Origin of the sequence: Burkholderia sp. Cy-637 (assembly GCF_011753175.1) — a bacterium.
In the GTDB taxonomy this organism is placed as follows: domain Bacteria; phylum Pseudomonadota; class Gammaproteobacteria; order Burkholderiales; family Burkholderiaceae; genus Burkholderia; species Burkholderia gladioli.
Genome location: NZ_VWWC01000118.1, coordinates 1 through 23,655, shown reverse-complemented (window position 1 = coordinate 23,655; position 23,655 = coordinate 1). Strand labels below are relative to the sequence as shown.

At 69.6% G+C, this 23,655-nt stretch carries 23 protein-coding genes; 12 read left to right on the top strand and 11 right to left on the bottom strand.

Features of this window, described 5'->3' with window-relative positions:
* The 3 genes from F3J10_RS25165 to F3J10_RS25155 all read left to right on the top strand — a co-directional run.
* Positions 1-1,049, top strand: a 1,049-nt coding sequence (locus F3J10_RS25165) for a LysM peptidoglycan-binding domain-containing protein (protein WP_167243258.1), incomplete at its 5' end; no start/stop codon positions are given.
* Between the two features lie 54 nt (positions 1,050-1,103).
* Positions 1,104-1,577 carry a hypothetical protein gene (locus F3J10_RS25160; RefSeq protein ID WP_240155708.1) on the top strand — a complete coding sequence of 158 codons (474 nt, stop codon included), beginning with the start codon at positions 1,104-1,106 and terminating at the stop codon, positions 1,575-1,577.
* 11 nt (positions 1,578-1,588) lie between these two features.
* The gene (locus F3J10_RS25155) at positions 1,589-1,840 is read left to right on the top strand and encodes a PAAR domain-containing protein (protein WP_167233826.1); all 252 of its coding nucleotides are present in this window, start codon (positions 1,589-1,591) and stop codon (positions 1,838-1,840) included.
* A 137-nt stretch (positions 1,841-1,977) separates the two neighbouring features.
* Here the strand turns inward: F3J10_RS25155 and F3J10_RS25150 are convergent, their stop codons facing one another.
* Complete coding sequence (locus tag F3J10_RS25150; RefSeq protein ID WP_167243257.1) at positions 1,978-2,775, bottom strand: class I SAM-dependent methyltransferase; 798 nt, start codon at positions 2,773-2,775, stop codon at positions 1,978-1,980.
* Between the two features lie 283 nt (positions 2,776-3,058).
* Here F3J10_RS25150 and F3J10_RS25145 point away from each other — a divergent pair, with 283 nt between their 5' ends.
* From F3J10_RS25145 to F3J10_RS25130, 4 genes are all read left to right on the top strand, one after another.
* A complete protein-coding gene (locus F3J10_RS25145) occupies positions 3,059-3,457 on the top strand; it encodes a nuclear transport factor 2 family protein (RefSeq protein ID WP_167243256.1) in 399 nt (132 codons plus the stop codon).
* A gap of 119 nt (positions 3,458-3,576) precedes the next feature.
* On the top strand, positions 3,577-5,043 hold the full coding sequence (locus tag F3J10_RS25140; RefSeq protein WP_167243255.1) for a cytosine permease: 1,467 nt from the start codon (positions 3,577-3,579) through the stop codon (positions 5,041-5,043).
* A 326-nt stretch (positions 5,044-5,369) separates the two neighbouring features.
* Positions 5,370-6,506, top strand: a complete 1,137-nt coding sequence (locus tag F3J10_RS25135) for a porin (RefSeq protein ID WP_047838557.1) — start codon at positions 5,370-5,372, stop codon at positions 6,504-6,506.
* Between the two features lie 156 nt (positions 6,507-6,662).
* Positions 6,663-6,890 (top strand): hypothetical protein, encoded by a 228-nt coding sequence (locus F3J10_RS25130; protein WP_167233828.1) that lies wholly within the window; start codon positions 6,663-6,665, stop codon positions 6,888-6,890.
* A gap of 16 nt (positions 6,891-6,906) precedes the next feature.
* On the opposite strand, the gene F3J10_RS25125 is transcribed toward F3J10_RS25130, so the two are convergent.
* A complete protein-coding gene (locus F3J10_RS25125) occupies positions 6,907-7,818 on the bottom strand; it encodes a LysR family transcriptional regulator (protein WP_167243254.1) in 912 nt (303 codons plus the stop codon).
* 118 nt (positions 7,819-7,936) lie between these two features.
* Here F3J10_RS25125 and F3J10_RS25120 point away from each other — a divergent pair, with 118 nt between their 5' ends.
* Positions 7,937-9,391: an amidase gene (locus F3J10_RS25120; protein WP_167243253.1), complete on the top strand. Its 1,455-nt coding sequence runs from the start codon at positions 7,937-7,939 to the stop codon at positions 9,389-9,391.
* Between the two features lie 24 nt (positions 9,392-9,415).
* Here F3J10_RS25120 and F3J10_RS25115 read toward each other — a convergent pair whose 3' ends face one another.
* On the bottom strand, positions 9,416-11,533 hold the full coding sequence (locus F3J10_RS25115) for a TonB-dependent receptor (RefSeq protein ID WP_167243252.1): 2,118 nt from the start codon (positions 11,531-11,533) through the stop codon (positions 9,416-9,418).
* 339 nt (positions 11,534-11,872) lie between these two features.
* Positions 11,873-12,334, bottom strand: a complete 462-nt coding sequence (locus F3J10_RS25110) for a hypothetical protein (protein WP_167243251.1) — start codon at positions 12,332-12,334, stop codon at positions 11,873-11,875.
* Between the two features lie 217 nt (positions 12,335-12,551).
* On the opposite strand from F3J10_RS25110, the gene F3J10_RS25105 reads away from it, so the two are divergent.
* From F3J10_RS25105 to F3J10_RS25090, 4 genes are all read left to right on the top strand, one after another.
* A complete protein-coding gene (locus tag F3J10_RS25105; RefSeq protein ID WP_166912958.1) occupies positions 12,552-13,046 on the top strand; it encodes a hypothetical protein in 495 nt (164 codons plus the stop codon).
* A 234-nt stretch (positions 13,047-13,280) separates the two neighbouring features.
* Positions 13,281-14,741, top strand: coding sequence for a PepSY domain-containing protein (locus F3J10_RS25100; protein WP_167243250.1), 1,461 nt, complete (start codon positions 13,281-13,283; stop codon positions 14,739-14,741).
* Between the two features lie 167 nt (positions 14,742-14,908).
* Positions 14,909-17,020, top strand: coding sequence for a TonB-dependent receptor (locus tag F3J10_RS25095; protein WP_167243249.1), 2,112 nt, complete (start codon positions 14,909-14,911; stop codon positions 17,018-17,020).
* A 93-nt stretch (positions 17,021-17,113) separates the two neighbouring features.
* On the top strand, positions 17,114-17,545 hold the full coding sequence (locus tag F3J10_RS25090) for a RidA family protein (RefSeq protein WP_167243248.1): 432 nt from the start codon (positions 17,114-17,116) through the stop codon (positions 17,543-17,545).
* 39 nt (positions 17,546-17,584) lie between these two features.
* Here the strand turns inward: F3J10_RS25090 and F3J10_RS25085 are convergent, their stop codons facing one another.
* From F3J10_RS25085 to F3J10_RS25055, 7 genes are all read right to left on the bottom strand, one after another.
* Positions 17,585-18,442 (bottom strand): ABC transporter ATP-binding protein, encoded by an 858-nt coding sequence (locus F3J10_RS25085; RefSeq protein ID WP_167243247.1) that lies wholly within the window; start codon positions 18,440-18,442, stop codon positions 17,585-17,587.
* Positions 18,439-19,491, bottom strand: a complete 1,053-nt coding sequence (locus tag F3J10_RS25080; RefSeq protein WP_167243246.1) for an ABC transporter substrate-binding protein — start codon at positions 19,489-19,491, stop codon at positions 18,439-18,441. Before F3J10_RS25080 ends, F3J10_RS25085 begins: the two co-directional genes overlap by 4 nt.
* Before the next feature lie 11 nt (positions 19,492-19,502).
* Positions 19,503-20,519, bottom strand: a complete 1,017-nt coding sequence (locus tag F3J10_RS25075; protein ID WP_167243245.1) for an iron ABC transporter permease — start codon at positions 20,517-20,519, stop codon at positions 19,503-19,505.
* 14 nt (positions 20,520-20,533) lie between these two features.
* Positions 20,534-21,589, bottom strand: a complete 1,056-nt coding sequence (locus F3J10_RS25070; RefSeq protein WP_167243244.1) for an iron ABC transporter permease — start codon at positions 21,587-21,589, stop codon at positions 20,534-20,536.
* Between the two features lie 362 nt (positions 21,590-21,951).
* The gene (locus F3J10_RS25065; RefSeq protein WP_017921738.1) at positions 21,952-22,320 is read right to left on the bottom strand and encodes a copper resistance protein CopC; all 369 of its coding nucleotides are present in this window, start codon (positions 22,318-22,320) and stop codon (positions 21,952-21,954) included.
* Between the two features lie 34 nt (positions 22,321-22,354).
* Complete coding sequence (locus F3J10_RS25060; RefSeq protein WP_167243243.1) at positions 22,355-22,801, bottom strand: copper chaperone PCu(A)C; 447 nt, start codon at positions 22,799-22,801, stop codon at positions 22,355-22,357.
* A 54-nt stretch (positions 22,802-22,855) separates the two neighbouring features.
* Positions 22,856-23,506, bottom strand: coding sequence for an SCO family protein (locus F3J10_RS25055; protein WP_166912967.1), 651 nt, complete (start codon positions 23,504-23,506; stop codon positions 22,856-22,858).
* Positions 23,507-23,655: the final 149 nt, after the last annotated feature.

Here is a 23,655-nt window from a genome sequence, read left to right as displayed (position 1 = left end):
CGCCGCCGGCGAGTGCCGCCCATGCACCGGCAGCCAGCAAGCCGGCCGCCGCGGCGCCCGCGCCGAGCCACGCGGCTGCCTCCGGCAATGGCGCTCAAGCGGCCCACGCTGCCGCCGAATCCTATACCGTGCAGCGCGGCGATTCGCTGAGCAAGATTGCCAAGGCGCACGGCACCAGCTATCAGACGATCGCGCACCTGAACGGCATCGCGTCGCCGTATTTCCTGTTCCCGGGCCAGGTGCTGAAGATGCCGAAAAAGAGCATGGCGGGTGCAGCGCCTGCACCCGCGGCCGGACCCGCTGCGCACGCGCCTGTCCCTGCAGCCGCGCCTGCGGCCAAGCCGGCCGCAACCGCAACCGCAACCGCAACCGCGCCGAAAACCACCGCGCCCGCGGCGGCGCCTGCCGCCTCGCATGCCGGCGCCACGGCCCCGGCTGCCAAGCCGAAGCCCGGCGCGGACGTGCACGCGGTGCGTTATCGCGACACCGGCGACAAGCCGCAGACCGAAGTGCTGAGCGCGCGTCACGCGCCATGGATGGCGGTGGCCGAGGTCGAATTCCAGGCGCACGTGAAGCGGCGCGGCGGCGCGAACCCCGACCAGCACATCGAGGAGTATTTCAGCGCGACCTCCCTGGGCAAACAGAAGTCGGATAAGCTGGCTTACTGCGCGGCCTTCGTGAACTGGTGCCTGCAGCGCGCCGGCTACAAGGGCAACAACAACGCGGGCGCGGCGAACCTGGCCACCTGGGGCCGCCCCACCAAGGGCAACAAGCCTGCCTACGGCGCGGTGGCCATCGTGCACTTCCCGGAAGGCGGCCATCATGTCACCTTCGTGAACGGCCGAGCCACGTCGCCGCCGCATCCCCTGTCGATCGCCACGCTCGGCGGCAACCAGGGCCACGCGCACGAGGTCAGCCACAGCCGGCTGCCCGCGAACTGGGTCACGCATTACCGCTTCCCGTCCGATTACGTGGAGCGCGACGAGGATTACGATCTGCAACTGGTGGCCACCGACAACGCGCGCATGAGCGCGGCCTCGACGCATTGAATACCGAAGGCCGCGTCGAGCGCGGCTTCCACGACAAAGCAACAGAGACTGACGATGAAAGTGAAAGCAGCACGCATGCTGGCGGCATCGACCGCCTTCGCGGCCGTATCGATGTCCGCCCAGGCCCAGCTCAGCACCACGCTGAGTTCGCCCGCCTCGAAGGATCAGCCTTATCAGGCCACGATTACCGTGGCCGACACGGGCAAGCCCGTCGATGGCAGGAAGGTCGTGGCCTACCACCTAGTGCTGAGCTCGAAGACCTGCCATTCCGATCTCTCCGGCACCGCGAGCTTCTTCTCGAAGACCGACAGCGGCGGCGACGATTCGGCCTTCCTGCCGAACGGCTATGCCACCAAGATCAACATGTTCAAGGGCAGCGACGGCAATGGCCAGGTCGAATTGGTGATGGACATCGAGTCGAAGCACCCTCGGCTGGTCGATTTCACGCTGACCGGCGCGCCCGCGACGCCGGGCGGCTGCGTGCCGAAGGACGGCATCGGCATCGAGTTCTACGGCGCGTCGAAGTAAGGCCGCCGGCCATGATCAACTTCATTCGCCTTGGAGACACGCTCGAACACGGCGGCCAGGTGCTCGCCGCTTCGCAGACGATGAACTTCGACGGGAAGGCCGTGGCGCGCAAGGGCGACAAGGTCAACTGCCGGAAGCATCCCGGCACCAGCCCGAACGTGATCGAGGAAGGCGATGCCATGATGACGGACGGCGGCATCCCCATCGCTCGGCACGGGCATCGCGCGAGCTGCGGCTGCAAACTGATTTCGAGCCTGGTGTAGCCGCGTCGAGAGTGGAAGTGACGCAGGTTTTCGAGGCGATGGTGCAGGCCAGATGGCTTTGCCGCGCGTAAAAGAATTAAAAAAAGTCGACATCGAGATGTCGATCACGCGAGACTGCGAGCTTTTCTGAATCGTCGTCAGCGCGCGAGCTCCGCCCCGAAGAAGCGCGCCGCCCAGATCGGCGGCGCCCCGCGATAGAGCAAATGCAGCCCCTCGTCGAACGACACCGCCTTCAGCCCGTGCAGCGCGGCCAGCGTGCCGAGCGCGGTGCCCGAATACAGCGAGATATGCCCGTTGCGCGGCATGCAGTACCACCACATGCCGATCCCGCCGTCGATCGGCCCTTCCGGAACCAGCAAGGTGCTCAGCAGGATCGCGCCGTCGCCGTCGAGATAGGACAGCAGCGTATCGATCAGCGCATGCGGCTCGGGATGATGCTCGAACACCTCGAAGGCGAGCACGTTCCGGAAGCTGGCCGGCGCCGGCGCGGCCTGCGTTCCGCCCGCATAGGGATCGTAGGACGCCACCTGCCCGAAGCCGCGCGCGGCCAGTTCGCGCTCGAGCTGGCCGAGCCCCGAGCCGAAATCGAGGCTCGCCTGGCCGGCCATCTCCGGGAAGCGGCTGGCGATCAGCTCGGCATTGGCGCGGGCCCGGTCGCCTCGATAGTCGGGATCCTGGCGCGGGTAGTCGTCGTTGTAGACGTGCTCGGCGAAATCCGCCGGGCTCCAGTCGTCGAAGGCGCGCGTGAAGGTGAAGCGGCAGCGCTCGCAGCCGTGGTAGTAGACCGGCACGCCCGCGTAAGGATCGAGCTTGCGCCCGGCGATCCGGTCGGCACCGCCCACCGAGAAATCGACCACGCCGCACAGGCGGCTCAGTCCGCCGCAGCATTTGCAGATGGTTTCGGGCTCGGCGACACGCAGGCGCTGGAGCGGCATGGCAGGTTCGTGGTGGGGATGGAGCCGCCATCATGCCAAGTTTCGGCGGCGCGCGCACTTCCATCGATCGGAGCGCATGCGAGCCGGGCCGGCCGGCCCGCGAGCGGGCCCGGCACGGGCGGGCATTCCCGGATGGACAGCGCCGGCGACGACCGGCGATGCGGCCCGGCGGCATACATCGACCGACCCCGATGTAAACATCGACACGTTGATATGGGTGCCGCATTTTTGACTCACTACGATCGGCCCCAATCCATCGATACACATGCAAGGGGACGACCCGATGAATTCGACCGAGCAGCAGGTGCTGGCCGCCGCCGATGCCCTGATCGACGCCTTCGCGCGCCACGATCGCGAGGCCTATTTCGCCGCCTTCGCCCCCGAGGCGAGCTTCGTGTTCCATCACGTCGACACGCCGCTGCGCTCGCGCGAGGCCTATGAGCGCCGCTGGCGCGAGTGGGAGCGCGACGACGGCTTCACGGTGCTGGGCTGCGAGTCGCGCGAGCGCGCGGTGCAACTGGTGGGCGAGGGCACGGCGATCTTCACGCACGCGGTGCGCACCCGGCTGCGGACCCGTGCCGGCGAGGACCAGCTCGACGAGCGCGAGACCATCGTATTCGCGCGCGCCGGCCGGCACTGGCTGGCGATCCACGAGCATCTTTCGCCGGCCCCGGCCGCCTGAGCGGCGCGGCGGCAGCGACACGCATCACCGCGCCGCGCATCGGCGCGCCGCCGCCTAACCGGGCGGCCAGCGCGATGCCGGCGACGGGCAGCATCAGGACAACTGACCAAGGACCCCACATGGAACACCCAGGCACGACGGCAGCGGACCTCGGCAGCGCGGCAGCGCAGGCCCAGCCGCGCTTCTCCGCGATCGAGACGCGCTCGATCGACTATGTGCCCGACAGCGAGCGGCACGGCAAGGTGATCGACCAGGGGCCGTTCTGGTTCCTCGGGAATTTCCAGTTCTTCACCATCGCGATCGGTTTCGTCGGCCCGGGCATGGGCCTGTCGCTGGGCTACACGATCCTGTCGGGCACGCTCGGCATCCTGTTCGGCACGCTGTTCATGGCCTTCCATGCCTCGCAGGGCGCGCACCTGGGCCTGCCGCAGATGATCCAGTCGCGCGCGCAATTCGGCTATCGCGGCGTGGTGGTGGTGCTGTTGGCCACCGCCTTCACCTTCATCGCCTTCAACGTGGTGGACGTGGTGCTGATGGCCAGCGGCCTGCATGCGATTTTCGGCTGGTCGCCCACCGCGATCACGCTGGTTACCGCGCTGTTCGCGCTGTTCCTGGCCGTCTACGGCCACGACTGGCTGCACCGCGCCTTCAAGTGGATGCTCTACGCGAGCCTGCCGCTGTACCTGGTGCTGAGCGCCGCGATCCTGCTCGGCGGCGTGCCGCCCAAGGCCGCTGCGCACGCGGGCGGTTTCAGCCTGGTGGCCTTCGCCTCGCAGTTCGCGGCCAGCGCCAGCTACAACATCACCTACGCGCCCTACGTATCCGACTACTCGCGCTACCTGCCGCGCCATACGCGGCCCCGCGCGATCATCGCGGCGGTGTTCGCGGGCGCCGCATCGTCGGCGATCTGGCTGATCGCGCTGGGTGCCTGGCTGGCGTCGCGGCTCGGCGCCTCCGATGGCCTGATCGCGCTGAACGAGGCCGGCAACGCGATCTTCCACGGCTTCGGCGCGCTGATCTCGATCATGTCGATCGGGGCGATGGTCGCCACCATGGGCCTCAACAACTACAGCGCGATGCTCACGCTGATCACCGGCGCCGATTCGTTCCGCGCCGTGAAGCCCACGCGCAGCATCCGCATCGTCACCCTGCTGCTGCTGTCCGCGGTGTGGGTGGCGATCTCGATGATGCTGAGCGGCAACTCGATCGACATCCTGTTCGCCGCGCTGACCATGATGCTCTACCTGCTCGCGCCGTGGACGGCGGTCAACCTGGTCGACTACTTCTTCGTGCGGCGCGGCCACTACGCCATCACGCACCTGTTCACGGCCGAGGGCATCTATGGCGCCTGGGGCCTGCGCGGGCTGCTGTCCTACGCGATCGGCTTGCTCGCCTCGGTGCCGTTCTTCGTGCTGCCGGGCGTCTATACCGGCCCGCTCGCGGCGCGCCTGGGCGGCGTCGATATCGCCTGGGCGATCGGGCTGGCGGTGGCGACGCTGGCCTACCTGCTGCCGTGGCGCCGCATCGACACGCGCGCCGAGGCCGAGGCGATCCGCGACAGCGACGCCGCGCTGGGCCTGCACTGAAGCCTCGACGGCGGGCCTGCCGCGCGGTTTCGCGTATGCGTCGCCGATCGGAGGAAATCCGCCATCGCCGTTGACCGGCCATGCGCGGGTCATGACAATCGATTCGCGCCATCCCGGGCGGATCGTTCCCGGCCGCGCCGTCGTGCCCGAGCACGGCGGCTTGCGCCGCACCTCCATCTCGTCGAACGCAGCGTTTCGCATGCGAGCCTTTCCAGGCATCGCGGCGGAACCCTGCGCGCCGCAACGGGTCGGTCGATGGCGGGGCAGTGTGTTGCCCGCAACGAAAACGATGACCCACGATTCATCGAAACAGGGAGAAACACGAAATGCAGAAGAGGGCTCTGGCGGCATTCGCCTGCCTGGTCGCGTCCTGTGGCGCGCATGCGCAAAGCAGCGTCACCTTGTTCGGCGTGCTCGACGAAGGCATCAACTACACCAGCAACGCGGGCGGTCATTCGGCCTGGCAGCAGACCAGCGTCGACCTGGTCACCAGCCGCTGGGGCATCAAGGGCAACGAGGACCTGGGCGGCGGATTGCACGCGATCTTCGATCTCGAGAGCGGCTTCCAGGTGGACAGCGGCCGCATCTACTACGGCGATCGCGTGTTCGGCTACCAGTCCTACGTCGGCCTGCAATCGGAGCGTTTCGGCACGATCACCTTCGGGCGCCAGTTCGATACGGTGGCCGACACCATCGCGCCGCTGACGGCCAACGGCAACTGGGCCGGCTACCTGTTCTCGCATCCGTTCGACAACGACAATACCGATGCCTCGTTCCATGCCAACAACTCGGTCAAGTTCACCAGCGCCAGCTATCACGGGCTGACGGCCACCGCGCTCTACGGCTTCGGCAACCAGGCCGGCAACTTCGCGAAGAATCGCGCGATCGGCGCGGGCCTGACCTATGCCTGGAACACGCTGACGGTGGGCGCCGTCTACGAGGATCTCGGCTCGCCCGGCACCACCACGGGCGGCAGCGTCGCGCCCGACGACATGGACTTCATCGCGAACAACCAGAAGATCTACGGGATCGGCGCCAACTACGGGATCGGGCCGGCCACGCTGGGGCTGGTCTACACGCATGTGGTGGTGCAGCAGCCCACCGCCTCGCTGTACGCGGGCGCGTTCGCCTCGCCGGTGTCGCGGCTGCGCTTCGACAATATCGAGGCGAATGCCAAGGTCTATGTGCGGCCCGACCTGTTCGTCGGCGCGATGTATACCTATTCGCGCGCGCAGCTCGGCACGGGCAGCGGCGAGAACTCGCTGCACTGGAACCAGGTGGGGCTGATGGCGCAATACTCGCTGTCCAAGCGCACCGGCATCTATTCGCAGGTGGCGTACCAGAAGAGCAGCGGCGGGAATACCGGCACGCCGCTGGAAGATGCGTTCGTGCTCGGCTCGGCGGGGCAGTCGTCGAACTCGCACCAGGTCGTCGCGCGGGTGGGGATCACGCATTCGTTCTGAGGGAGGGACATAGGCCGACCGCTGCCGACCCGTCGATGTCGCAGCGGTCGCGTGACGTGTCGCCCCACTGTTGCTTGTGGTTGCGACGCGAGCTTGCCGTCACGCTATGATTGCCGGCATCGCGGAGGTCGAATGAAGCTGGCGTCGAGAATCCTCATGACGATCGCGCTGGCGGTCGTGCTGACAAGGGTTATTTATCTGTTCCCGTGGTCGCAAGCCTTGATGGGTAGCTCAAGCGGACAGAATCTGCATGTATGGCTGGCCAGTCGCTTTAACGTCCACGGCGTCGAGGAAGCCGAGAACATGTGGATGGTGATCTGGTTCGCCATCTCGTTGCTGGCATCGTCGTTTATCGTGTTCTTCATGTTCAGGAAGAAAGCCTGACTTCCCGCCGTAGCGCCTAGCGTTTCTCCTCTCCAAACCGCAACTGCTCCCGCAAATACCTCACGAACGCCTGCACCTTCGGCGCGGGCACGCGCTCCTTCGGGTACAGCGCATTCAATTCCTGAGGCGGCCCGATCCATCCCGGCAACACACGGCACAGGCGCCCGGCCTCGACTTCGGGCGCCATGCTCATGTCCATCGCCAGCGTGAGCCCCTTGCCTTCGCGCACGGCATCGAGGATCAGGGCCGGGTCGCTGGCCACCACCACCGGATCGAGCGCGTAGTACGCCGGCTTGCGCCCGGCCTTGCGCAAGGGCCAGGCATAACCGCTGTCGCGGCGCGCCTGATGCAGGGTCAGGGCGGGATGCCGGATCAACTCCTCGGGGCCGGCCGGCGCGCCGTGCTCGGCCAGGTAGGCCGGGCTCGCGTAGATCGAGGTGGCGAAGCTGCCCAGGCGCCGCGCCACCAGGCCCGAATCGGGCAGGGCGCCGAGCCGCAGCGCGAGATCGACTTCCTCGGTCAGCAGGTCGAGCGTCACATGCGAGGCGAGGATCTCGAGACGGATATCGGGGTGACGCGCGCGGAATCCCGAGATCAGCGGCGAAATCCAGGCCACCCCGAACGAATAGGGCAGGGTCACGCGCAGCCAGCCGCGCGGGCCGTCGTGCACCGCCTGCACCGCGTTCTCGGCGGCATCGAGCTGCACGGCGATCGCGCGGCAATGCTCGAAATAGACCATGCCCGCCTCGGTCAGCCGCAGCCGGCGCGTGGTCCGGTGCAGCAATTGCGCGCCCAGATGGCTCTCGAGTGCGCGCACGCGCCGGCTGACGGTCGTCTTCGGAATCTGCAAGGCCGACGCCGCGCCGGTGAAGCTGCCTTCCTGCACCACGCGAAGAAAGATCAGCGTGTCGTTCAAGTCGCGTGTCATGGCTCGTCCACTCCGTCGATTCGCGATTGTGCCATCGGTGGCCCGAAGCATGCCGGGAAAATGGGCTAATCGGCGATACGCGGCCGTTCTATCTTGCCGGTTCCTACCGGAGAACGAGATGACACTGGACGAATACACGAGCCACGATGCCCTGGGCCTGGCGCAACAGGTGCGGGACGGCGAAGTCACGGCGGCCGAACTGGGCGAGCTGGCGCGCAGGGCCGCCGAGGCGGTCAATCCGCGCATCAACGCCGTGGTCGAGCACTGGCCGATCGAGGCGAGCGATGCCGGCAGCGACGAGCCCGCCGGCCCGCTGGCGGGCGTGCCCTTCCTGATCAAGGACCTGGCGGTCTCGATGGCCGGCAAGCGGCTGGAACTCGGCAGCCGGCTCGCGCAAGGCTGCGTGGCGGCCGAGGATTCCTGGCTGATGCGCCGCTTTCGCGCGGCAGGGCTGGTGACGATCGGCCGTTCCACCACGCCCGAGATGGCCTTCAGCACCACCACCGAATCGGCCGCGCAAGGGCCGACGCGCAATCCCTGGGCGCTCGACCTGAGCGCGGGCGGCTCCAGCGGCGGCGCGGCGGCGGCCGTGGCGGCCGGCATCGTGCCGCTGGCCCATGCCACCGACGCGGCCGGCTCGATCCGCGTGCCGGCCGCCTGCAACGGCCTGTTCGGGCTCAAGCCGACGCGCGGCCGCAGCTCGAACGGCCCGGCGCTCGACGAAGTGTTCGCGGGGTTCGGCGTGCAGCTCGGCGTCAGCCGCTCCGTGCGCGACAGCGCGGCCCTGCTCGACGCGATCCAGGGGCAGGCTCCCGGCGATCCCTATGTGACGGCCGCGCCGGCGCGCAGCTTCCTGTCGGAAGTGGGCCGCGATCCGGGCCGGCTCACGATCGCGATGAGGGTCGATCCATGGAACGACGCGCGCACCGATCCGGCGATCGCGGCCGCCACGCGCGCGACGGCCCGCGAACTGGAAGCGCTCGGGCACCGGGTCGAGGAATTGCACTTGCCGCTCGGCGTGTCCTGGGAGGCGCTGGTGGCGGCCAACGCCACCATCTGGTGCGCCACCCTGGTGGGCTGGATCGACGCGGTCGCGGCGGCTACTGGCCGGCCGATCGATGCCACCACGCTGGAGCCGGCCACGCTGGCCTGCTATCGCCATGGCCGCGAAGCCAGCGCGACGTCCTTCGCGGCGGCGCTCGACTTGCGCAACCGCCTGAGCCGGGAAGTCGGCGGCTGGTTTGAACGCTTCGACCTGCTGATGACGCCGACGCTGCCGCAACTGCCACCCGCGATCGGCACCTACGCGCGCGGCGCCGAAACCATGACCGGGCTGGAATGGACCGCGCGCGTGTTCGAGCATTCGCCGTTCACGCCGGCCTTCAATGTTGCCGGCGTGCCCGCGATGTCGGTGCCGCTCGCGCATGACGTCGCCACCGGGCTGCCGATCGGCATCCAGTTCGTGGCCGGTTTCGCGCGCGAGGCCACGCTGCTGCGCCTGGCGGGGCAGCTCGAGCAGGCCCTGCCCTGGTCGGGCCGCCGCCCGCCGGTTTGGGCGGGAAGCGTGGCGTGAACGGCGGCACGAGCGCCGGGCCGCTCAGAACCGGTAGTTGAGCAGCAGCTCGAAGCTGCGGTCGCTGCCGATCAGGTACTGCGTCTGGTTGTAGTACGCGCTCTGCACGTAGTGGCGATTGAACACGTTGTAGGCGCGCGCGGTGACGGTGGTGTCCTTGCGCGGCTGCCAGGCCAGCGCGAGATCGACGGTCGTGTAGGACGGCATCACCAGCTGGTTGGCGCTGTCGGCATAACGCTTGCCCACATGGCGCAGCCCGCCGATGCCGGTCCATTGCGAGGCGAACCGCCAGCTCAGCCAGAGGTTCGCGAGCCGCTGCGGCACCGAGGTCGGCACCTTGCCGTTGCGCGAGACGGCCACGCCGCCGTTTTGCTGGACGAAGTCGTCGTATTTCGCGCGCAGCGCGGCCAGGTTCGCATCGATGCGCAGCTCGCGCGTGAGTTGCAGGCCGAAGCTGGCCTCGACCCCGCGCGAGGATTGCTGGCCGACCTGCAGCGACTGGTTCGGGTTCTGCGGATCGGCGGTGACGAGATTGTCCTTGACGATCCGGTAGGCGGCCAACGTCCACTCGGCGCGGCCGTCGAGCAGCGATTGCTTGAAGCCCACCTCGATCTGCCGGCCCGTGGCGAGCCGGTAGTTCGCGTTCGAGGAGTTGAGCATCAGCAGCGAGCTGACCGGGTCGGCAGCCACCGAATACTGGCCGTAGACGGTGAAGTTCGGCGCGATGTCGTAGACGGTGCCGAGCCGCCAGCCGGTATTGGCATAGACGCGGGTGAAGCCGCCGCCATTGACGAGATCGTCGCGGTTGACGCTGGCGTGGTCGTAGCGCAGCCCGCCGACCACCGACCAGCGCGAGCCGAGCGCCAGCCGGTCCTCGGCGAACAGCGCGTACTGGTTGGCCTGCGAGTCGTACTTGGGCCGCGTGCCGGCCAGGTTGAGGAAGCTGCCCGGATCGGGCGCGAACGGATCGACCAGCGAGCTGCCTGAGTACGGCGAGTTGTTGTCGTGGCGGAAGCTCGTGTGATTGAACTCGAAGCCGGCCGAGAAGGTATTGCGCCGGCCCAGCACGCTGCTTTCGACGGTGGCGGTGGTGACGTTGCCGAACTGCTGCTGGTCGTGAAGGATCTCGGTGTAGCTGCCGCGCTGTACCTGGCCCGTCGCGGGCAGGAACGTGTAGTTCTCGGCATCCTTCCAGTGGCGGTTGCTCTTCATCCGATAGAAGGTGCTGGTCACGTTCAACTGCTCGCTCGGCTGCCAGTTCGCGCTCAGCGTGGCCCAGCTGTCGCGGAACGAGATCAGGCTGTCGCCGACGTTGTAGTTCTTATTGAGCAGGGCCGAATCGAGCGTGCCGTTCACCAGCGGGATGCCGAAATAGCGCATCGGCTGCTGGTAGCCCTGAGCGTACGAGGCCGTGATCGACAGGTCCGGCGTGAGGTCGTAGCGCAGCGCGCCCGAGATCGACAGGTTGCGCGAATTGCCGGCGTCCACCCAGTTCGCCGAGCGGTTGCCGCTGACGTCGAAACGATAGGACAGCTTGTCGTTGATCGCGCCGCCGCTGCCGAAGGCCAGGCGCGCCGTGCGTTCGGTGCCGATGCCCATCTGCAGCTCGTTCTGGATCGGGCCGCGGCTCGGCTTCTTCGGCACGATGTTGACCACGCCGCCGATCGCGCCCTCGCCGTAGATCACCGAGGCCGGGCCGCGCAGCACGTCGATATGGTCGACCGACCAGGTGTCGAAGGGATAGGTCACGCCGATCGCGCCGTAAGGGCGCACGCCGTCGAACAACTGGGTGACCGAGGAGGCGCCGACGAAGCCGCGCGCCGACAGCTCGGAGTCGCCGTTGCCCGGATGCGGCGAGGCGGCGATGCCGGTGGCGCGGCTTACGGCATCGACGATCAACGCGTCGCCGCGTTCGATGAGGGTGGCGCGGTCGATCTGTTCGACGCTGGCGGGGGTTTCGAGCGGCGTCAGGCCGAGGCGGCTGCCGGTTTCCTGGGGGCGGCGCAGATTGCTGTCGTCGGTGGCGTTGACCTGGACAGTGGGCAGGGCGCCGCCCGGCGTGGCGGGAGGCGATTCGGCGAAGGCGAAGGCGGGCAGGGCGCCAAGCGCGGCGCAGAGCGTGGTGAGCGGATGAGGCTTCATGGCAATCAGGCGAAGTCGATCGAAAGCGGAATGGGACGGCGCGCGTCCGAGACTTGGTCGGCGCGGCACCGCGAGCGCGGCGGGTCCGGTCTGGCTGTCGCGGTCGGCGTTCCCCTTGCGTCGCGAATGGACGTGGCGCATCGCACGCGGTCGTCACGATGTCGTGAAGCGTGCAAGCGAGACGCGCATTCAACCGAATGCGAATCGCAGAGGATGACGAAACGACGAACCAGGAAGGCGCGGCGCAGCCAACCCGAACGCGTGACCCGGCCACGATCGAGAACGACCGGGGCAGTCAGGCACGATGGGAATTAGCGGCGCGGCACGCCGGACCGGCGTTCAGGCGGGAAGGAAGCGAGGCGGGGCGCGTGCGCCGGGGCGCGCGTGGGCGTGATGCTGGCGGAATCGCAGCAGGCGCGGCGCCGCGCGCCGGGCCACCACGTCGAGGCGGGCCCATCCGACCAGGACCACCACGGCCAGCGCGATCGCGGCGGCCAGCGAGGCGCTGAACGGGCACAGCTCGGCGCTGGCGCCGGCGCGCAGGTGATGCGTGTCGGGCGTCGGCGAGAGCGCGGAGCCCAGCGCGCGCGACAGGTCCTGGTTGGCCTGCAGGGCGGCGGGCGTCAGGTCGAGCGGGCCATGGCCGCTGCAGATCGCGAGGCCGGCCCAGCCGCCGTCCGCGTCCGGGTCGAGCATCAGACCGGTCGGGAAGATCAGGCGGAACGCGAGCAGGCAGAGGATCAGCAGCGAGAGCAGCGGATGATCGGCGCGCCGTGCCAGCAGATGGCGGAGTCGGCTCATGGCGGCGGTATTGTAGCCGCGTTCCCCGCCTCGACCGAACCGCGACGCGATGTCGCACATCGAGATCGGCCGCCGCCGGGCGCGGTGCTCGCCGCCGATTTCCAAGGACTTCCGGGGAACCGGGCGTGGGCCTGGAAACCGCCGTTCCGGCACCGATACCGGGCATCAGTCGGTGCGACTTCACGTCGCCCGCCTACGAGGGTTACAATCGCGCGCCATGAACGCACTTCGCCACTTCCTGCTGCGGGGCGGCGTCGCGACACGATTGCTGTGGGGCCTGCTGCTGGCCGTGCTGCTGTCTCGCGCGCTGATTTCCGGGGCCGTGATGCTCGATCCGGACGGCCCGGACGCGGGCGCGGTGGTGCTGTGCTCGGGCCATGGCCCGCTGCTGCTCGGCGCGGCGGCGCTGGCCGCGCGCTTCGATGCCGATGCGCCGATCACGCCCGCCAACGATGCCGCCGCGCTCGCCAGCCGGCTCGCGCATCACGATCACGAAGGCGCGGGCGAGTCGTCCTCCGCCGCGGGCAACCCGGGCGATATCTGCCCGTTCGCGATCGCCTTGTTCACGGCGCTGGCGTCCTGCCTGCTGCTGGTCCTGCTGTTTCCGTTTTCCATCGCGCGTGCCGCCTGGCCGCGTCCCGCCACGCGCCAGGCCCTGCGCCTGACGATCGGCGATCGTCCGCCTTCCCGCGCTCCGCCGCTGTTCGCCTGATCCTTCTCCGCCGATGCGGCGCGCCTCGCGCCGCCGCCTTCGGCGCGACCTCGTAGCGAAATCCGAAGCATGAATCCCGTCGCGCGCCCGCGTTGCGCGAGCGATGACGGCCGGCCGCGCATCAGGCGCGGCAGCCGCTCGTCCTCGCGCGCTCGATGAGCGCGACGACCCGTTCGACGCGCGGCTGTCTCGACGGCCGCCGCCGACCCACGATCACCACCGGGAGCTGACAGCATGTCGACCACCGTCGGGCACGCGATGACGTCCGCCCGTTCCCCGCAAGCCGGCTATCGCACGCTCTGGCGCTGGCATTTCTACGCCGGCCTGTTCGTGATGCCGTTTCTCGTGATCCTCGCCATCACCGGCACGATCTACTGTTTCCAGCCGCAGATCGAGCCGCTGCTCTATCCGCACCGGCTGATCGTCACGCCCGGCGCCGAGCCGCGGCTCGATGCCGATACGCTGCTGCAGCGCGCCGTCGCGGCCATGCCCGCCGGCGCGAAGCCGGTGTCGGCCGAGATCCGGCGCGAGCCGGATCGCAGCGCCGAATTCGTGTTCCGCCTGCCCTCGGGCAGCCGCGAGAGCGTCTACGTGAACCCCTATGACGGCGGCGTGCTCGGCACGCTGAGCGTCGACGCGCGCTTCATGCAGGTCGACCGGATGCTGCATCGCAAGCTGCTGCTCGGCAAGCCGGGCGAGCTGCTGATGGAACTGGTGGCCTGCTGGACCCTGGTGATGATCGGCACCGGCGTGGCGCTGTGGTGGCCGCGCGAGCCGGGCCGGCTGCGCCGCGCGCTGCTGCCCGATGCGGGCCTGCGCGGCCGGCCGTTGTGGAAGAGCGTGCATGCCTCGCTCGGCATCTGGCTGGCGCTCGGCGCGCTGGCCTTCGTGCTGAGCGGGCTGCCGTGGACCGGCTCCTGGGGCAAGCAGTTCAAGTCGCTGGCCACCAGCGTCAACCTCGGTTCGCCGCCGGGCGCCTGGGGCGGCTCCTCGCTGCATTCGACGCGGCCCGGCGCGAAGGCGGCCGAGGCGGCCCCGGCCGCCGCCGCGCCGATGCATCACGCGCATGGCGACGATTCGATGCCGGGCATGGTGATGGACGACCTGCCGCTGCCGCAGACGCCCTGGGCGGTCGGCAACGTGCCGGTGCCCGATTCGAGCGCGGCGCCCACCGCGCATCCGCTGACGCTCGACGACGCCGTCGCGAAGGTGGCGACGCTGGGCGTGACGAGCGGCTATTCGCTGGTGCTGCCGGTCGATGCCGACGGCGTCTACACGGTGTCCTACTTCCCGGCCGACCCGAAGGCCGAACGCACGATCTACCTCGACCAGTACAGCGGGCAGGTGCTGCGCGACATCCGCTACGGCGATTACGGCGCCGTCGCGCAGGCCGTGTCCTACGGCACCGCGCTGCACATGGGCCGTTATTTCGGGCTCGCCAACCAGTTGATCTGCGCGGCCATCTCGCTCGGCCTCGCGGCGATGGCCGTGACCGGCTTCGTGATGTGGTGGAAGCGGCGCCCGGCGCTTACGCTCGGCGCGCCGGCCCGCGAGCGCGCCGCGCCGCCGATGCGCGGCTGGATCGCCGGGCTGGTGTTGCTCGGCATCGTGTTCCCCTTGATGGGGGCGAGCATCGTGGCGGTCTGGCTGGCCGACCGGCTGGTGTTCGGGCGCGCCGTGCGCAGGGCCGCCTGAGTGTCGCCGCCGGCGCCGTGATCGGCGCGCCGGCGGCCTGGCAGCACACGCCGGGGGGCGTGTCGCGAGCCGATCGAAGGGCCGGCGCTCGACGCCGGCCGCCCCGCGCTCGATCGTCCGAGTCGAGGTCGAGCCGTTTCGATAACGAGCCATCAGTAGAACGAAAAATGATCCGTCCTTCCCGCATCGCCATCGCGATGGCCGGCGCGTTGTCAGCGCTGTCCGCCACCGCCGCTGTTTCGCAGACCACCGACGCGGCGAGCGAGCCGCCGGCCACGCCGCTGCCCTCGATCTCCGTGAAGGCCAGCGCGAACGCCTCGCCGACCTCGCTCGGCACCGAGGCGCTGAAGCGCCGGCTCGACCAGACGGTCGGCTCGGTCGGTTTCGTCGATGCCGCCAGCTACACCAACAGCTATGCCTTCACCTTGCGCGACGTGCTGAAGGACGCGCCGGGCGTGTTCGTCGAGAATCGCTACGGCCAGGAGCTGCGCCTGTCGATCCGCGGCTCGGGCATCGCGCGCGGCTACCATGCGCGCGGCCTCGACATCCTGCAGGACGGCATCCCGACCAATCTCGCCGACGGCAGCGGCGACTACTACCAGATCGATCCGCTCGGCCTGCAGGCCACCGAGATCTACAAGGGCGGCAACGGCCTGCAATACGGCGCCTCGACGCTGGGCGGCGCCATCAACTTCGTCACGCCGACCGCCTACACGGCCGAGGCGCCGAACATCCTGCGCATCGAGGGCGGCAGCCACGGCACGCTGCGCACCAGCGCGCAGATCTCGCGCGTGATCGGCCCGCTCGATTTCCTCGCCACCTTCAGCGTCAACCACGCCGACGGCTGGCGCGACCACGAGCGCGGCCAGTACGAGCAGTTCAATGCCAACGTCGGTTATCGATTCAGCCCGAGCGTGGAGACGCGCTTCTACGTGGGCGCCTACGTGGTGGACCAGCAACTGCCGGGTTCGCTGTCGCTGGCCGATGCGCTGAACAATCCCACGCGCGCGGCGCCGAGCGCCTTGTCGGGCGACCAGGCGCGCAACACGCGCACCGAGCGCATCGCCAACCGCACCACGGTCAAGCTCGACCAGGGCGAGCTGCAGTTCGACACCTGGGCGATCCACAAGAGCCTCTATCACCCGATCTTCCAGGCGATCGACCAGGACGGCTGGACCTACGGCTTCGCGCCGCGCCTGAGCCTGCATCCGGAGCTGGCCGGCATGCGCGACGAGCTGATCGTCGGCGCGCGCTTCTTCGGCGGGCGCACGCAGGCGAACCAGTATCTGAACGTCAACGGCGATCGCGGCGCGCAGACGCTCGACTCGACGCAAACGGCCTTCAACTACGAGGCCTATGTCGAGAACCGGCTGTTCTTCCTGCCTACCGTCGCGCTGATGACGGGCGTGAAGCTGCTGCATTCGGTGCGCGAGTACATCGACTACGGCGGCCTGCCGAACGATGCGAACTACAAGTCGACGCGCGCCTCCTACAGCGGCGTGAACCCGAAGCTGGGCCTGCTGTGGCAGCCCAAGCGCGAGATCCAGGCCTTCGTCGACATCACGCGCAGCCAGGACGTGCCCGATTTCACCGATCTCGCGCAGACCTTCGCCACCACCACCCAGTTCACGCCGCTGGCCGCGCAGCACGCCTGGACGCTGGAGCTCGGCACGCGCGGCACGCACGACCGGCTGAGCTGGGACCTGACCGCCTATCGCTCGCTGGTGCGCGACCAGTTGCTGCAATACACCACCAATCCCGACATCCCGGCCGCCACCTTCAACGCCAAGCGCACGGTACTGCAGGGCATCGAGGCCGGCGCCGCCTTCGATCTCTGGCGCGACGTCACGCGCCGCGGCGCGGGCGATCGCATCAGCGTGTCGGGCGTCTGGAACCTCAGCGATTTCCGTTTCAAGGACGATCCGCAATACGGCTCGAACCGCATCGCCGGCGTGCCGCTCAACGTGCTGCGCGGCGTGCTCGCCTATACGCGGCCGAATGGCTTCCATGTCTCGGCGAGCGTCGACTGGGTGCCCTCGGGCGCCTGGGCCGACGACGCGAACACGCTGCGCGCGCCAAGCTACACGGTGTTCGGCCTGCAGGCGGGGATGGACTTCCGCAACGGGCTGTCGATCTACCTCGACGCGCGCAACCTGGCCAACAAGCGCTATGTCTCGGATATCAGCACCGTCGCCAACGCGCGGACCGCCTCGAGCACCGCGATCTTCTATCCCGGCGAGGGGCGCAGCCTGTTCGCGGGGATGCGCTACGCGTTCTGAGCCCGGCGGCAGGCAAGCGGGAGCGGGCCGCGCGCCGATTTTTGGCTCGCTAGAATCGACGCTCCCGTTTTCCTCATGCGCGGAGCGACGCCGATGGTTTCCCAGGTGGATGGCGATATGAAGTTCTGGATGGTCGAGGGCGCGCCGACGCCGGTCGGCCCGTTTTCCCACGCGACCGAGCGCGACGGCTGGATCTTCGTGACGGGGCAGATGCCGACCTGGCCCGAGGACGACGAGGCGCCGCTGCCCGGCGGCGTGCTCGCCCAGACGCGCCGCGTGATGGACAACCTGATCCTGGTGCTGGAAGGGCTGGGGCTGGGTCTGGAGCACGTGCTGTCGGCGCGCATCTTCCTCACCGAGTTCAAGCGCGACTACGCCGTCATGAACGAGACCTACGCGTCCTATTTCCCGCCGGGGCGGCTGCCGGCGCGAACCTGCATCGGCGTGACGGGGCTCGCGCGCGATGCGCTGGTGGAGATCGACTTCATCGCGAAGCGGCCCCGAGGCGATGCCGAAGCGGCCTGAAGCCGGCCGCGATTCTCGTGCCGATTCTCGTGCCGATCTTCAGGCCGCCGCCGAGGCTGCCGCGCCGCGCCGCTTGCCGGCCCTGAGCGGCAGCACCAGCGGCGTGCCCGTGACGGGATCCTCGATCACGCGCACCTCCAGCCCGAAAGCCTCGCGGACGGTGGCCGGCGTGATCGCCGCGCCCGGCTCGCCGCTGGTGACGATCCGGCCGTCCTTCATCACGATGATCCGGTCGGCATAACGGCAGGCCTCGTTCAGGTCGTGCAGCACGGCCACCACGGTGGTGCCGAAGCGCGTGTTCAGCTCGTGACAGAGTTCGAGCACGTCGATCTGGTGCGCCAGGTCGAGATAGGTGGTGGGCTCGTCGAGCAGCAGGATCTCGGTCTGCTGGGCCAGCGCCATCGCGATCCAGACGCGCTGGCGCTGCCCGCCCGACAGTTCCGCCACGCGCCGCCCGGCCAGCTCGGCCACGTCGGTGCGCGCCATCGCCTCGCGCACCGCGGCGCGATCCGCCTCGCTGGTCCACTGCAGCAGCGATTGATGGGGATAGCGCCCGCGCGCCACCAGCTCGGCGACCGTGATGCCCTCGGGTGCCGTCGAGGATTGCGGCAGGAAGCCGACCTGGCGCGCATAGGCTTTCGGCGCGTAGCCGGCGGCCTCGCGCCCGTCCAGCAGCACCGCGCCGCCCTGCGGGCTCAGCACGCGGCTCAGCGCCTTCAGCAGGGTCGACTTCCCGCAGCCGTTGGGCCCGACGATGGTGGTGAACGCGTGCGGCGCGATCGCCACGTCGAGATGCGCGATGATCGGCGCGCCGCCGGGATAGTGCAGGCTCAGGTCGACCGCGCGCAGGCCTGCTTCCCGGCGCGCGGCGGTCTGTTGCGGGTCGCGGCCGTTCATTGGCCGGCTCCGGCCAGCGCGCGGGCGATGCGCGGCACCAACTGGTCGAGCGTGGCGTCGATGCTGGTCGGCGAGCCGGTGGCGAAGGCGGCGCGCAGCGCGGCGTCGCGCTGGTTGTCGAGCACCACCAGGCGATGCCGGCGCGCCGCGTCCAGCGCCTGCACCGCCGGCTCGGCCAGCAGCGAGGCGGCCGGCCGCGCGAAGGCCACCAGCACCACCAGGTCGGCGTCGATGGCCGAGGTCCGCTCGATCGGCAGGTCCGCGTAGTAGTTGCGCGCGGGCAGCGTCTTCAGCGTCGGCGACAGCTTCATGCCGAGATCCTCCAGCAGTCGCGGGCGCACATCGCCTTCCACATAGGCATGCCAGCCGTTCTGCACGCCCCAGTCGATGCTGAAGCTGCGGCCCGCGAACTCCGGGTGGGCGCGCCGCGCGGCGGCGATGCGGGCCTCGGTATCGGCGATCAGCCGTTCGCCGGCCGCCACGCGGCCGAGCGCCAGCGCATCGATGCGCACCTGCTGCTGCCAGGGCAGGTTGTTGTCGCGCACGTCCTTCGGCGAGGCGACGGTCGGCGCGATCCGCGACAGCAGCGCGTAATTGGCTTGCGAGCTGTTGTCGCGGCCGTTGACGTCGAGGATCAGGTCCGGATGCAGCGCGGCGATGCGCCGGAAATCGAGGTCGCCGCGCGGCAGGATCACGGGCGCCGTGCCGTGCACCAGCGCCTGCGACCAGGGATTGACCTGGCCGTCCTTCAGCCCCAGTTGCTGCCAGTCCTGGATCGCCACCGGCGTGACGCCCAGCGCGAGCACCACGTCGGCCTCGTTCCAGCCCAGCACCACCACGCGTTGCGGCGCGCGGGGGATGGTCGTCGAGCCCCATTGATGCGCGATGGTGACCGGGAAGGCGGGCGTGGGTTCGGCCTGCGCGCGGCCGGTGCCGAATCCGGCGAGCAGCAGCGTGGTCGCGGCGGCCAGGCCGAGGAAGCGGCGCAGTGCGCCGGCGGCCGGCATCGCGCGAAGGCGCGAGCCATGGAGAAGTTCGGAGCCGATCATTCGTGATCCTTTCAAAACGCGTTGCCGCGCGCGCCGGGGCGATCGGCGCGCAGCAGCAGCGTGAGCAGGTACAGGCCGCCGAGCGCGCCCGTGACGATACCCACCGGCGGATGGATGGGCAGGGCGTTGGCGGCCACCGCGTCGCAGCCCGTCACCAGCACGGCGCCGACCAGGGCCGGCGCCAGCGGGTTGGCCAGGCGTCCGCCGTGCAGGCGGCGCGCGATATGCGGCGCGGCCAGCGCGACGAAGGCGATCGGGCCGGTGACGGCGGTTGCCGCGGCCACCAGCAGCACGCCGGTGACGATCCAACCGGCGCGCTGCCGGCCCGGCCGCGCGCCGAGCGTGGTGACCAGGCTGTCCTCCAGTTCGATCAGCCCGAAGCTGCGATGCCGCAGCAGGCACAACGCGATCAAGGCCGCCAGCGCCGCGGTGAGGCCCGGCAGGTCGTGCCAGGCGGCGGTATTGAGGCTGCCCGACAGCCAGGCCAGCACCACCTGGGTGTCCTGCACGTCGGCGTCGAGCAGCAGGTAGCCGTTCACGGCCGCCAGCAGCGCCGAGATCATGATGCCGCTCAGGATCAGCCGGCGCGGCGAGGCGCGCAGCCCGCCGGCCAGCCCATAGACCACCAGCGCCGCCAGCAGCCCGCCGGCCACCGCCATGCCTGCCGTGAAACCCGGCTGGCTCTCGCCGAGCCGCAGCGCGAGGATCGCGCCGCTGGCCGCGCCGGCGCCGAAGCCGAGCACGTCGGGGCTCGCCAGCGGGTTGCGCGTGACGGTCTGGAAGATCGCGCCCGAGGCGCCCAGCGCGATGCCGGCCAGCGCGCCGAGCAGGTAGCGCGGCAGGCCGAGCGTGAGCACCGCGAAGCGGTCGGGCGAGGCGGGATCGAGCAGCGCATGCCATAGCGCGCCGGGCGAGATGCCGAACGGGCCGAGGCAGAGCTGGGCCGCGAGCGTGGCGACCAGCAGCGCGAGTCCGAGCAGGATCGCTGGCAAGATCGCGAGCACGATCGAAGGCAGTCGGCGAGGCATCGGTCGCGCGGGTGTCATGGCGCGAACTTCGCGCGCCGCATCAGCACGAAGAACAGCGGCGCGCCGATCACGGCCGATACCGCGCCGGCCGGAATCTCGCTGCCCGGCACCAGCAGGCGGCCGAGGATGTCGGCCGCGAGCAGCAGCGCCGCGCCGAGCAGCGCGCAAGCCGGCAGCACGCGGCGCAGGCCGATGCCCACCAGCATCCGCGCCAGGTGCGGCACCAGCAGGCCGACGAACACGATCGGGCCGGCGGCGGCGGTGGCCGCGCCGCACAGCATCGAGATCACGGCGCCGCAGGCGATCAGCAGGCGCCCACGATGGATGCCGAGCGCGAGCGCGTGTTCGTCGCCCATCGCCACCACGTCGAGCGGGCGCGCCAGCGCGAGGCTGGCGGCCAGGCCCGCGAGCAGGCAGGCGGCCAGGATCGGCAGCATGGCCTCGCCGCGATCCGCCACCGAGCCGACCGCCCACAGCCGGAACTGTTCGAGGCTGTTGGGCTGGAGCAGGCTCAGGCCGGCGGTGGTGGATTCGAGGCTGGCGCCGAGCGCGGTGCCGGTCAGCAGCAGCCGCACCGGGTCGCTCGAGCGCGACAGCAGGCGCGAGGCGAACACCAGGCCGGCGACCACGGCGGCGCCGGCGAAGGCCAGGCCGAATTGCGCGAGCGGGGCGATCACACCGGCGCCGATGCCGAGCACCACGAACAGCCCCGCGCCCGAGTTGACGCCGAGGATGCCGGGGCCGGCCAGGGGATTGCGCGTGAGGGTCTGGACCAGGCAACCGGCCAGGCCGAGTGCGCCGCCCACCAGGATCGCGAGTTCGGTGCGCGGCAGCCGGTAGTCGCGGATCGTCGGCCAGGCCTCGCCTTGCGCGTGCCACAAGGAGCGCAGCGCGAGCGCGATCGGCAAGCCATGCGAGCCGACCAGCAGGCTGAGCACCGCCAGGCCCGCCAGCAGCGCGCCGAGCGCGACCAGCGCCAGCCACCAGGGGCGGCGCGGCGCCGGGGTGGCGCGCTTGCTTGCCGCGAAATCGCCGCTAACGGCCGTCGCTGCCCATCGTGGCGATTTCAAGGTCCTGGCTGTTCCATCGGGAGCGCAGCGGCAGGCGATCGAGGCGATCGGCCGGATGCGCGGGAAGTGTCGTGCCGCGTCGTCAAATGGAAATGATTCGTTTTTCCATCGCGCAGTGTAGGCGGCGCGATGTCAAGGTTTCGTTAAGACGCGCGTGATGGGCGATCTGTCACGAGCCTGACGAAAAAGTGTGCCGAGGGAGGGAGGATGCGGGAGCGCACGGGGAAGGAGGCCCACGCGCGATGGATTGCGCGCGGGCCGTCCCCTGCTTGTCGTTACTGCTTTTTTTTACTGCTTTTTATAAAGGTACCGCGGGTGCTGCCTGATGTTGCCTGATGTTGCCTGGTTAAGCCGGGCGACGCTTATTGCGCCGTGAAGCTGTAGCTGCCCTGCGTGCGATGGCCGTCGGTGGCCACCGCCACCCAGTTGACCGTGTAGACGCCCGGCTTGAGCGCGGCGAGATCGACGCTCATGTGCTTCTTGTCGCTGCCGCTGACGCTCGACTTGTCGCGCGTGACCGAGGCGCCGGCCGCGTCGCTGACCTTCAGCGAGCTGAAGGCCGGCTCCAGGCCCTCGTCGAAGTCGATCGACACGCTGGCGGTGGCGGCCGGCACGGTGGCGCCGGCCTCGGGGCTGCGCTGCTTCGGATGCGCGTGGGCGAAGGCGAGCGGCGCGACGGCCGCGAGCAGCAGGGCGGCGGCGCCGTGCGCCGCGAACTGGCGAATCTTCATGGCGGGATTCCGGTTGGGTTCTAGGGAAGGCGGCTTACTTCGACATCGCCTTGGGGCTTTCGACCTTGCACTGCGCGCTGAGCTTCTCGCCGTCGCCGAAGTTCAGCGTGAGCGGGATCGTCGAGCCGATCTTGAGCGCCTGCCTGGGCTCTTCCAGCATCACGTGATAGCCGCCCGGCGCGAACGACAGGGTGCCCTTGGCGGGCACCGTGGCGGTGTCGACCATCACCATCTTCGACATGCTGCCGTTGCTCTGGGTCTGGTGCAGCATGGCCATGCCGAACGCGTCGGAATCGACGCCGGTGAGCTGGACCGGCTTGTCGCCGCGGTTGGCGACTTCGAAGAAGCCGCCCGAAGGGATGCCGGCCGGCATCGCGCGGATCCAGCACTTCGAGACGGACAGGGCGTCGGGCGCGGCGAAGGCGGTCGAGCCGGCGACGGCGAGGGAGGCGGCGGCGAGCAGGCGGATGGCGGTTTTCATGGTTCGGATGTCCTTGGAATATGAGTGATGCGTGATGTCGTGAGGGGCGGCGCCTCAGGCGTCGCTGCCCTTGAGCAGCAGCGGCAGGTCGTGCACCCAGGGCGGGGTGCCCTGGCCGTCGCGCGCGAACAGGCGCAGCTTGCCGCTCGGGTCGAACACCACGCTCGCGGCCGTGTGGTTCATCGAGTAGTTGTCGGGCTTGCTGCCCGCCACCTGCTCGTAGGTGATGCGGAAGTCGTTGGTCACCTGCTTCAACTGCGCGTCGTTGGCCGGGCGCAGCGCGCGGAACGAGGGATCGAAGGCGGTCACGTACTGCGACAGGACCTGGTCGGTGTCGCGCTTCGGGTCGACGCTGACGAACAGCACCTGCACGCGCTTGGCGACGTCGGGGCCGAGCTGGTTGAGCGACTGCGCGAGCTCGGCCAGCGTGGTCGGGCACACGTCGGGGCAGTGCGTATAGCCGAACAGCAGCACCACCACCTTGCCGCGATAGTCGGCCAGGCTGCGCGGCTTGCCGTCGGTATCGGGCAGCGAGAAGTCCTTGCCGAACTGCGTGTTGCCGGTGATGTCGAGGTTGTTGAACGAAGGCTGGTCCTGCTGGCAGCCGCTCAGGGCGGCCGTGCCGGCCAGCGCCGCGCAGACCAGCGCGAGCGTGGCGGCGCCGCGCGAGGCGCGCAGCGGTAAGGCGGTCAAACGCTTGAACATGGTGGTCTCGCCACGAATATCAGGAGATCGAAGGAACGGACGATCGCGCGACGGGGCGCGCTGGCTCGGGACGAGGCGGCCGGCTCGGGCCAGGCAGGTCTCGGCGGCGGGCGCGGGCCCGCGCGATCGAACGCAACGGCGGAATCAGA